This is a genomic window from Micrococcus sp. R8502A1, assembly GCF_006704135.1.
Lineage (GTDB): Bacteria > Actinomycetota > Actinomycetes > Actinomycetales > Micrococcaceae > Micrococcus > Micrococcus luteus.
Genome location: NZ_VIGS01000072.1, coordinates 1 through 9,233, shown reverse-complemented (window position 1 = coordinate 9,233; position 9,233 = coordinate 1). Strand labels below are relative to the sequence as shown.

General features: G+C 74.2%; 8 protein-coding genes. All 8 read right to left on the bottom strand.

The window, feature by feature from the left end; genetic code table 11:
* Positions 1 to 463: 463 nt before the first annotated feature.
* The 8 genes from eno to FLM69_RS10455 all read right to left on the bottom strand — a co-directional run bounded on the left by eno (position 464) and on the right by FLM69_RS10455 (position 9,021).
* A complete protein-coding gene (eno, locus tag FLM69_RS10490; RefSeq protein WP_063189010.1) occupies positions 464 to 1,741 on the bottom strand; it encodes a phosphopyruvate hydratase in 1,278 nt (425 codons plus the stop codon).
* Between the two features lie 177 nt (positions 1,742 to 1,918).
* A complete protein-coding gene (locus FLM69_RS10485; protein ID WP_122053959.1) occupies positions 1,919 to 2,725 on the bottom strand; it encodes a MazG nucleotide pyrophosphohydrolase domain-containing protein in 807 nt (268 codons plus the stop codon).
* Positions 2,726 to 2,732: 7 nt separating this feature from the next.
* A complete protein-coding gene (locus FLM69_RS10480) occupies positions 2,733 to 3,944 on the bottom strand; it encodes an adenosine deaminase (RefSeq protein ID WP_036384864.1) in 1,212 nt (403 codons plus the stop codon).
* A gap of 24 nt (positions 3,945 to 3,968) precedes the next feature.
* Positions 3,969 to 4,616 carry a DedA family protein gene (locus FLM69_RS10475; protein WP_036336738.1) on the bottom strand — a complete coding sequence of 216 codons (648 nt, stop codon included), beginning with the start codon at positions 4,614 to 4,616 and terminating at the stop codon, positions 3,969 to 3,971.
* A gap of 4 nt (positions 4,617 to 4,620) precedes the next feature.
* Positions 4,621 to 5,955 carry a thymidine phosphorylase gene (locus FLM69_RS10470; RefSeq protein WP_036336740.1) on the bottom strand — a complete coding sequence of 445 codons (1,335 nt, stop codon included), beginning with the start codon at positions 5,953 to 5,955 and terminating at the stop codon, positions 4,621 to 4,623.
* 74 nt (positions 5,956 to 6,029) lie between these two features.
* On the bottom strand, positions 6,030 to 6,461 hold the full coding sequence (locus FLM69_RS10465) for a cytidine deaminase (RefSeq protein ID WP_010079337.1): 432 nt from the start codon (positions 6,459 to 6,461) through the stop codon (positions 6,030 to 6,032).
* Positions 6,462 to 6,463: 2 nt separating this feature from the next.
* On the bottom strand, positions 6,464 to 7,771 hold the full coding sequence (locus FLM69_RS10460; RefSeq protein WP_036384847.1) for an ABC transporter permease: 1,308 nt from the start codon (positions 7,769 to 7,771) through the stop codon (positions 6,464 to 6,466).
* Positions 7,768 to 9,021: an ABC transporter permease gene (locus tag FLM69_RS10455; protein WP_370510506.1), complete on the bottom strand. Its 1,254-nt coding sequence runs from the start codon at positions 9,019 to 9,021 to the stop codon at positions 7,768 to 7,770. Before FLM69_RS10455 ends, FLM69_RS10460 begins: the two co-directional genes overlap by 4 nt.
* Positions 9,022 to 9,233 lie beyond the last annotated feature (212 nt).

Sequence of the window (9,233 nt, the reverse complement as noted above, 5' to 3'; positions counted from 1 at the left end):
CACCGTCGTTCTATTCTTGTTTTAACTCAACGCAGCCGCTCGTTAGCTACCCTCAGGCGATCGTCGGCGGCGTCCGATGTGTATAAGAGGCAGGGCCGGTCCAGGTGCTCGGGGTGCCTGGCCGGGGTCCGCTGCTGGTGGCTCTGCGGGTCGATGGCATCTCGGTCCGTCGGCGCGGGCGCCGGCGGGGGGGCCGCGGGGGTCGGCGTGGGCGTGTCCGCCTTCGGGGAGGCCGTCGTCGGGGCCGCCGGGGCCGCGACGGCGGTCCGGCGCGGGGCGCCCGTCGTCGGGTCGACACGGGGCACGCGGGGGCGGCGCGGACTCATCGCGGACTCCTTCGGACGCGTGGCGGGGACCCTCCCAGCCTACTGCCCGCCCCTGGCAGGCTCCTGGCCGCCCCCGGGACGGACGCGGGCCCGCCCGGAGGGATCCGGGCGGGCCCGCGCGTCGTCGTCGGGGACGGTCAGCCGCGGAAGCGCGGGAAGGCGGAGCGGCCCGCGTAGACGGCGGCGTCGGCCAGGTCCTCCTCGATGCGCAGCAGCTGGTTGTACTTGGCCACGCGGTCCGAGCGGGCCGGGGCGCCGGTCTTGATCTGGCCGGCGTTGGTGGCCACCGCGAGGTCCGCGATGAACGTGTCCTCGGTCTCGCCCGAGCGGTGCGAGATCATGCAGTGGAACATGTGGCGCTGGGCCAGGGCGATCGCGTCGAAGGTCTCGGTCAGGGAGCCGATCTGGTTGACCTTCACGAGCAGGGCGTTGCCGGCCTTCTCGTCGATGCCGCGCTGCAGCCGCTCCACGTTGGTGACGAACAGGTCGTCGCCCACCAGCTGGACGCGATCGCCCAGCTGCGCGGTCAGGTGCTGCCAGCCGTCCCAGTCGTCCTCGTCGAGCGGGTCCTCGATGGAGACGATCGGGTAGTTGTCCACCAGCTCGGTGTAGTAGGCGGCCATCTCCTCGGCGGAGCGCTGCTGGCCCTCGAAGGTGTAGGAGCCCTTGTCGAAGAACTCGGAGGAGGCGACGTCCAGCGCCAGCGCGATGTCCTCGCCCAGGCGGTAGCCGGCCTTCGTCACGGCCTCGGCGATGAGGTCCAGGGCGGCGCGGTTGGACTCCAGGGACGGGGCGAACCCGCCCTCGTCGCCCAGGCCGGTGGACAGGCCCTTCTCCTGCAGCACGGTCTTCAGGGCGTGGTAGACCTCGGTGCCCCAGCGCAGGGCCTCGCGGAAGGACGGGGCGCCGATCGGGGCGATCATGAACTCCTGGATGTCCACGTTGGAGTCCGCGTGGGCGCCGCCGTTGAGGATGTTCATCATCGGCACGGGCAGCACGTGGGCGTTCGGGCCGCCCAGGTACTTGTAGAGCATGAGGTCGGAGGCCTGCGCGGCGGCCACGGCGACGGCCATCGACACGCCCAGGATCGCGTTCGCGCCCAGCGTGCCCTTGTTGGGGGTGCCGTCCAGGTCCCGCATCGCGCGGTCCACGGCGCGCTGGTCCGCGGCGAACTCGCCCTCGAGCTCCTCCGCGATGCCCTCGACCGCGGCGACGGCGTCCAGCACGCCCTTCCCGCCGTAGCGCTTCTTGTCCCCGTCACGGCGCTCGACCGCCTCGAACTCGCCGGTGGACGCGCCCGAGGGCACGGCCGCGCGGCCCAGGGAGCCGTCGGTGAGCAGGACCTCCACCTCGACGGTGGGGTTGCCGCGCGAGTCGAGGATCTCGCGAGCGTGGATGGCGTCGATCAGGGCCATGGACGGGTCTCCTTCAATCGAAGTCGGAAGTCGTGCCCGCGGCGTGGACACGGCCTCAGCCTAGCGGGGACCTCCGGTTCCGGTCGGCCGCGCGCCGGCGACAAGACCGCCGTTCCCCCCGGCTGCGATGTCGCTGGGGCGCGGTCGGGGCTGCGGCCGGGCCGGCGCGGCGCCGCGTCAGCCGGACGGACGCAGCGCCGACCAGTCCCCCGCACGCACTCGCGCCACCGTGGTGCGCAGGGCCCGTTCGGGGTCGAGCCCCGCCGCCCGGGCCCGGCGCACCAGCGCGAACAGCTCCGCCCCGAGCGCGGCCTCGTCGGGCCACACCGCCGCCGGGCGCTCCCCCGCCTCGGCGGCCGGCGCCGGGACGTGCGCCGCGAGCGGGTCCGGCTCCTGCCGGGCCGCGCGGTCGACCACCTTCGCGGCGGCGGCCAGCGCCGGCAGCCGGGCCGGGATGTCGCCGACGTCGAGGCCCGGGCCGGTGCCGCCGTCGCCGTGGGCCGGGGCGGCGGACGAGAGCCCCGCGGCCGCCCGCTCCTGCGCCTTGACCCGCTCCCAGGCCAGCTCGACGGCCTCCGGCGTGACGGCGGCGAGCTCCTCGGCCGGGCGCAGGCCGCCCTCGGGGGTGAGCACGAGCGGGTTGCGCCGGATCATCTTGGCCGTGAGGGCGTCGGCGGCGTCGTCCACGCGGAACCCGGCCGTCTCCGCCGGGGCGCCCGGCGCCCGGGAGACGGCGGCGTGCAGGACCACCTGGAACAGGACGTCCCCGAGCTCGGCGGCCAGGGCGGGGTACGCGCCGTCGGCCCGACGCGCGGGCACGTCGGCCCACGCGGCGGCGTCGCGGGACTCGATCTCCGCCACCGCCTCGTACGCCTCCTCCACGAGGTACTCGGCGAGGTCGGCATGCGTGAGCGCGGCCGTCCACGGGCAGTGGTCGCGCAGGGCCTCGACCACCGCCACCAGACGGTCCACACTCGCGCTCACGGGCGGATCAGTCGTCCTCGTCCTCGTCGTCCAGCTCCTCGAGGACCGGGCCGACGGCGTCGCCGGAGATGACCTCGCCCCAGCCGGCCACGAGGATCTCGGCGAGGTCCTCGCGCTCGTCCACGGACAGGAAGGCGGCCTCGGCCGCGTTGAGCTGCAGGTCCAGCAGCTCGGAGAGCGAGTAGCCGAAGGTCTCGGCGAGCAGGTAGAGCTCGTCGGTCAGGGACACGTCCGAGACGAGCCGGTTGTCCGTGTTCACGGTGACGCGGAAGCCGAGCTGCACGAGCAGGTCGATGGGATGGCCCGCGATGCCCGCCGCGGCGTCCACCGCGCCGGTCTGCAGGTTCGAGGACGGGCAGACCTCCAGGGCGATCTGCCGGTCCCGCACCCACGCGGCGGTCTCGCCCAGGTCCACGATGCCGGTCAGCTCGTCCAGCTGCTCGCCGTCCTCGTCCACGCCGCCGTACTCCACCGAGATGTCCTCCGCCAGGCGCACGCCGTGGCCCAGACGCAGGGCGCGGCCGTCCACGAGGGCCGAGCGGACGGAGTCCAGGCCGTCGCCCTCGCCCGCGTGCACGGTGACGGGCAGGTGGTGGGCGGCCAGCCACGTGAAGGTGTCGGCGAAGCGGGAGGGCGGGAACCCGGCCTCGGCGCCCGCGATGTCGAAGCCCACGACGCCGGCCTCGCGGTGGCGCACGGCCAGCTCGGCGATCTCCTGGGCCCGGTCGGCGTGCCGCATCGCGGTGACCAGCTGGCCCACGCGGATCACGTGGCCCGCGGCGTCGGCGGCCTCGACCGCCTCGTCCAGGCCGGCCTGCACGGCCTCGACGGCCTCGTCCAGGCTCAGCCCGCCGGCCAGGTGCTGCTCGGGGGCCCAGCGGATCTCGCCGTAGACGACGCCGTCGGCGACCAGGTCCTCGACGAACTCGCGGGCCACGCGGCGCAGCTGCTCGCGGGTCTGCATCACGGCGGTGGTCAGGGCGAAGACCTGCAGGTACTTCTCGAGGGACTCGCCGTTGGCGTGCTCGGCGATCCACTCGGCCAGGCCCTCGACGGTGTCCGCGGGGACCTCGACGCCGGCCTCGCGGGCCAGGTCGAGGACGGTGCCCACGCGCAGGCCGCCGTCGAGGTGGTCGTGGAGGGAGACCTTGGGCAGGACGGCCAGGTCGACCTCGAGCGGGGAGGGGGATGCGGTGTCCGGAAGCTGCGTCGTCGTCACGGGCGTCACTCTACGGCAGGGCGCTCAGCGCAGGGCCTCCTGCTCGGCCAGGGTGAGGCCCTTCACCCCGGCGCCCAGCCGGCGGCGCAGCAGGGCCTTGAGCAGGCGGTCCAGCAGCAGGCCCACGAGCGCGGCACCCGTCACGGAGACGGCGATCTGCAGCACCGGGTTCTCCAGCCAGCCCGCGGTCAGGCGCGCGATCATGATCGAGTACGCGGCCCAGCTGGCCGTGGAGAGCAGGTCCAGCGCCACGAACCGCACCGGCGGATAGCGGGTGGCGCCGGCCGTGAGGTTCAGGGCCACGCGGCCGCCGGGGATGAACCGGGCGGTGAACAGCAGCAGCGCGCCGTGGCTGTGCAGGTGGTGACGGGCGACCTCGACCGTGGCCCGCACCCGCCGCAGCCGCATCCACCGGAACCGCTCCACGCCCACGGCACGGCCGATCGCGTACGCGGCCACGTCCCCCAGGAACGCGCCCGCGAAGCCGACCCCCCACAGCGCCCACAGGGAGAACGGATGCCCGTCGCGGACGATCGCGCCGAGGGCCACCAGCACCGACTCCGACGGGAAGATCGGCACGATGCCGTCGAGCAGGCACAGCAGCAGCGTCAGCGGCAGGACCCACCACTGCGCGGAGGCGTGGAGGATCGCCCCCTCGAGCCACGCGAGCATCCGGTCAGCCGATCCGGTCCAGGATCACGGAGCGCTCGCGCAGGGCCCGGGCGGCGTCGTCGTCGAGCTCGCCGACGGACCAGCCGCCGGCGAGCGCGGCCCTCGCCCGCTCGAAGCGCTCCGGCGTGTCCGTGTGCAGGGTCAGCACCTTCTGACCCCGGGCCACGCGCTCGCCGGGGCGCACGTGCACCTCGACGCCGGCCGCGGCCTGGACGGCCTGGCCCTGTCGCTCCCGCCCGGCGCCGAGGCGCCACGCGGTCAGGCCCACGGCCATCGCGTCCAGCTCGGTGAGGACGCCGTCCGTCTCCGCGACGACGTCCTCGGTGTGGGCCGCCGTCGGGAGGGCTGCGCGGGGGTCGCCGCCCTGGGCCTCGATCATCCGGTTCCACACGTCCATCGCCCGGCCGTTGGCCAGGTGCTCGGCCGGGTCCACGTCCGTGACCCCGGCGCCGGCGAGCATCGCGGCGGCGAGCGCCACGGTGAGCTCCACGACGTCGGCCGGGCCGCCGCCGGCGAGCACCTCCACCGACTCGCGGACCTCGAGGGCGTTGCCGGCCGTCCGGCCCAGGGGCACGGACATGTCCGTGAGCAGCGCCGAGGTGTCCACCCCGGCGTCCCGGCCGAGGTCCACCATGGTCCGGGCCAGCTCGCGGGCGGACGCCTCGTCCTTCATGAACGCGCCCGAGCCGCACTTGACGTCCAGCACGAGGGCGCCGGTGCCCTCGGCGATCTTCTTGGACATGATCGAGGAGGCGATCAGCGGGATGGCCTCCACCGTGCCCGTGACGTCGCGCAGGGCGTACAGGCGCTTGTCCGCCGGGGCCAGGCCGGAGCCGGCGGCGCAGATCACCGCGCCCACCTCGGAGAGCTGGCGCAGCATCGCCTCGTTGCTGAGGTCGGCCCGCCACCCGGGGATCGCCTCGAGCTTGTCCAGGGTGCCGCCGGTGTGGCCGAGGCCGCGGCCGGACAGCTGCGGCACGGCCACCCCGAAGGAGGCCACGAGCGGGGCCAGCGGCAGGGTGATCTTGTCCCCCACGCCGCCGGTGGAGTGCTTGTCCGCGGTGGCCAGGGGGCGGCCGTCCGGGGTGGTGAGCCCGCCGAAGTCCATGCGCTCGCCCGAGGCGATCATCGCGTCCGTCCAGCGGGCGATCTCGGCGCGGTCCATGCCGTTGAGCAGGATCGCCATGGCCAGGGCGGACATCTGCTCGTCCGCCACCACGCCGCGGGTGTACGCGTCCACCACCCAGTCGATCTGCTCGGGCGACAGCGTCCCCCGGTCCCGCTTGGTGCGGATCACCTCGACGGCGTCGAAGGGCTCGGCCTGCGGCTGCGCGGTCATGGGGTTCTCCTCGGAGGACGGCTGCGACGGTCAGCCTCCGACTCTAGCGAGCGGGCCCGGGAGCGCGCCGCAGGTCAGGGACGGTCCGCCCGCTCCAGGTCGGCCGGGCCGAAGGCGTCCGGCAGCACCGCGTCGATCCCCCGCTCCCCCGCCGGGGTGAGCAGCACGAGCCCGGGGGCGCGGAACTCGTACAGCAGCTGGCGGCACCGCCCGCAGGGCATGGTGAGCACGCCCTCGCCGTCCACGCACACGAACGCGGCCAGTCGGCCGCCCCCGCCCATGCGCAGGTCGGCCAGCAGCGCGCACTCGGCGCACAGGGTCAGCCCGTAGGACGCGTTCTCGATGTTGCAGCCCGAGACGAGGCGGCCGTCGTCGGTGAGCGCGGCGGCGCCCACCCGGAACCCCGAGTAGGGCACGTAGGCGTGCTCCGTGGCGGCCAGGGCCGCGGCCCGCAGCCGGTCCCAGTCCACGCGCGGCGCCGTCGTCGTGTGCTGCCCGTCCGCCACGGCTACTCCTTCACGTACGGCACGCCCGAGGCGGCCGGGCCGCGCGAGCGGCCCACGAGGCCGGCCACGGCGAACACCGTGACGAGGTACGGGAGCATCGCCATGAACTGGCTCGGCACCGGGGTGCCGAGGATCGCCAGGACGTACTGCATGTTGGTGGCGAAGCCGAACAGCAGCGCCGCGAAGAACGCGCCGATCGGGTTCCAGCGGCCGAAGATCACGGCCGCGAGCGCGATGAAGCCCTGGCCCGCCGTCATCTCCTTGGTGAAGGACGACGCGGAGACGAGCGTGAAGAACGCCCCGCCCATGCCGGCCACCGCACCGCCCAGCAGGACGGCGGCGTACCGCGTGCGGTTCACGTCGATGCCCACGGTGTCCGCGGCCTTGGGGTGCTCGCCCACGGCGCGCACGCGCAGGCCCCAGCGGGTGCGGAACAGGGCGAACCACAGCGCGATGACGAGCAGGTACATCGCGTAGCCCAGGATCGTCTGGTCGAACAGGATGGGCCCGAGCACGGGGATGTCCGCCAGGCCCGGGATCCGCAGGTTCGGGAAGTGCGGCGGCGCGTTGAGCTCGGTGTCCCCGCCCGTGAGGACGGTGGAGTACAGGAAGCTCGTCAGGCCGGCCACGAGCACGTTGAGCACGACGCCGACGATCACCTGGTTGACCAGGTACTTGATCGAGAACACGGCGAGCAGCCAGGACACGAGGACGCCGGCCACGATCGCGGCGGCCAGGCCCGCCCAGGGCGAGCCGGTGGCGGTGCCGACGACGGCGGCCGTGAACGCGCCCGCCAGCAGCTGACCCTCGATCGCGATGTTCACCACGCCCGAGCGCTCGGCCAGGATGCCGGCCATCGAGCCGAAGATCAGCGGGACGGCCAGCGCGAACGAGCCGGCGATCAGGCCGGTGAGGAACACGGTGGTGTTGTCCGCCGAGCCGATCACCCAGATGAGGAACGCGGCCACGAAGGCGACGGCGAACAGGGCCGCGGCCCAGCCGGGGGTGCGCCCCGAGCGCAGGGTCGCCAGCCAGGCCACCGCGGTCAGCACCGCCATGAGCCCGACGAGCAGCCAGCCCCCCAGCACGGGGTCGGCGGTCAGGTCCGGGAGCACGACGGCGTCGGACGCGTTCGAGAGTCGGAAGGTCGCCGCCGCCTCGGGGGCGCCGAGGGCGAAGACGGCCAGGGCCAGCAGGGTCAGGATCGTCAGGGCGATCGGGGTGGTCCAGTGCCGGACCACGACCCGGGCGGGCTCGGCGGCCTCGGGGCGGACGACGTCGGCGTGGGGCCGGGCGGCGGTCGCGCTCATCGGGCGTCCCCCTTCTGCTCGTGCGGGCGGTGGGTCGGGGCCGTGTCCGTGGGCTGCGTGGTCGGAGCCTGCGGGTCCGCGACGGCGGCCGCCGCGGCCTCCTGGACGCCCGTGGACGGGGCGGCGGCGTGGCCGCCGGCGCCGGTCACCACGGCGCCAGCCACGGCGGGCTGGGTCACGGGGTCGGCGGCGCGGCGGGCGCGGGCGGCGCCCGGGGCGGGCAGCCGGAAGATGGCGCGCACCAGCGGCGGGGCCGCGATGAGCAGCACGATCACGGACTGCACCACGAGGACGATGTCGACCGGCACCCCGGTCTCGGTCTGCATGGTCACGCCGCCGGCGCGCAGGGCGCCGAAGAGCAGGCCCGCGAACAGCACGCCCACCGGGTGGGACCGGCCGAGCAGGGCCACCGTGATCGCGTCGAAGCCGAAGGACCCGGCCACGGAGGTGTTCAGCGTGCTCTCCGTGCCGGCGACGTGGGTGGCGCCGGCCAGGCCGGCGAGGCCGCCGGAGATCGCCATGGCGGCCAGGTAGGAGCCCTTGACGGAGATGCCGGCCGTGCGGGCGGCGTCCGGGTTGGCGCCCACGGCCCGCAGACGGAAGCCGAGGGTGGAGCGCTGCATCAGCCACCACGTGAAGAGCACGGCCAGCAGTGCGACGAAGAAGCCCCAGTGCAGCCGGAAGTCGGTCCCCAGCAGCCGCGGGAACATGGCGGAGCGGTCCAGCGGCGCGGACACCGGGTTCGTGGTGCCGGGCGCCCGCAGGACGGGGGTGTTCAGCAGGTACGCGAGCAGGTTCACCGCCACGTAGTTGAGCATGATCGTGAGGATCACCTCGTGCGCGCCCGTCCAGGCCTTGAGCACGCCGACGACGGAGCCCCACAGCACGCCGCCGAGCACGCCCATCACGACGACGAGCAGCAGGTGCACGCCGGGCGGCAGGTGCAGGTGCACGCCGAACCACGTGGCGAACATGGCGCCGAAGATGAACTGGCCCTGGCCGCCGATGTTGAACAGACCCGCCCGGAAGGCGATGGCGATGCCCAGCGAGATGATGATCAGCGGGGTCGCCACGGTGAGGGTCTCGGTGAGCGGGTAGAGCATGCCCGTCGCGTCCGAGGCCCGGTAGTTGAAGACGGCGCCGCGGAACAGGGCCGCGAAGGCTCCGGCGAACGCGGCCCAGGCGGCGGACAGCAGGTCGCTCGGGCGGGCGAAGAAGTAGCCGGCGGCGTCACGGACGTCCTCGTCCACGGCGATGATCAGCAGACCGGAGATGAGCAGGGACAGCAGGATCGCCAGGACGGTGACCGTGCCGTTGCCCGAGAGGATCCGGCGCAGGGCGGAGTCGGCGGGGGCGGGCCGGGTGCTGTCTCCTTTTCACATCTGCGCCTGCCGACGGCCGCATAAGGGGTGAATACGGGGGTGCGCCGAGCAGTCAAAAAAAAAAAAAACAGACAGGTAGG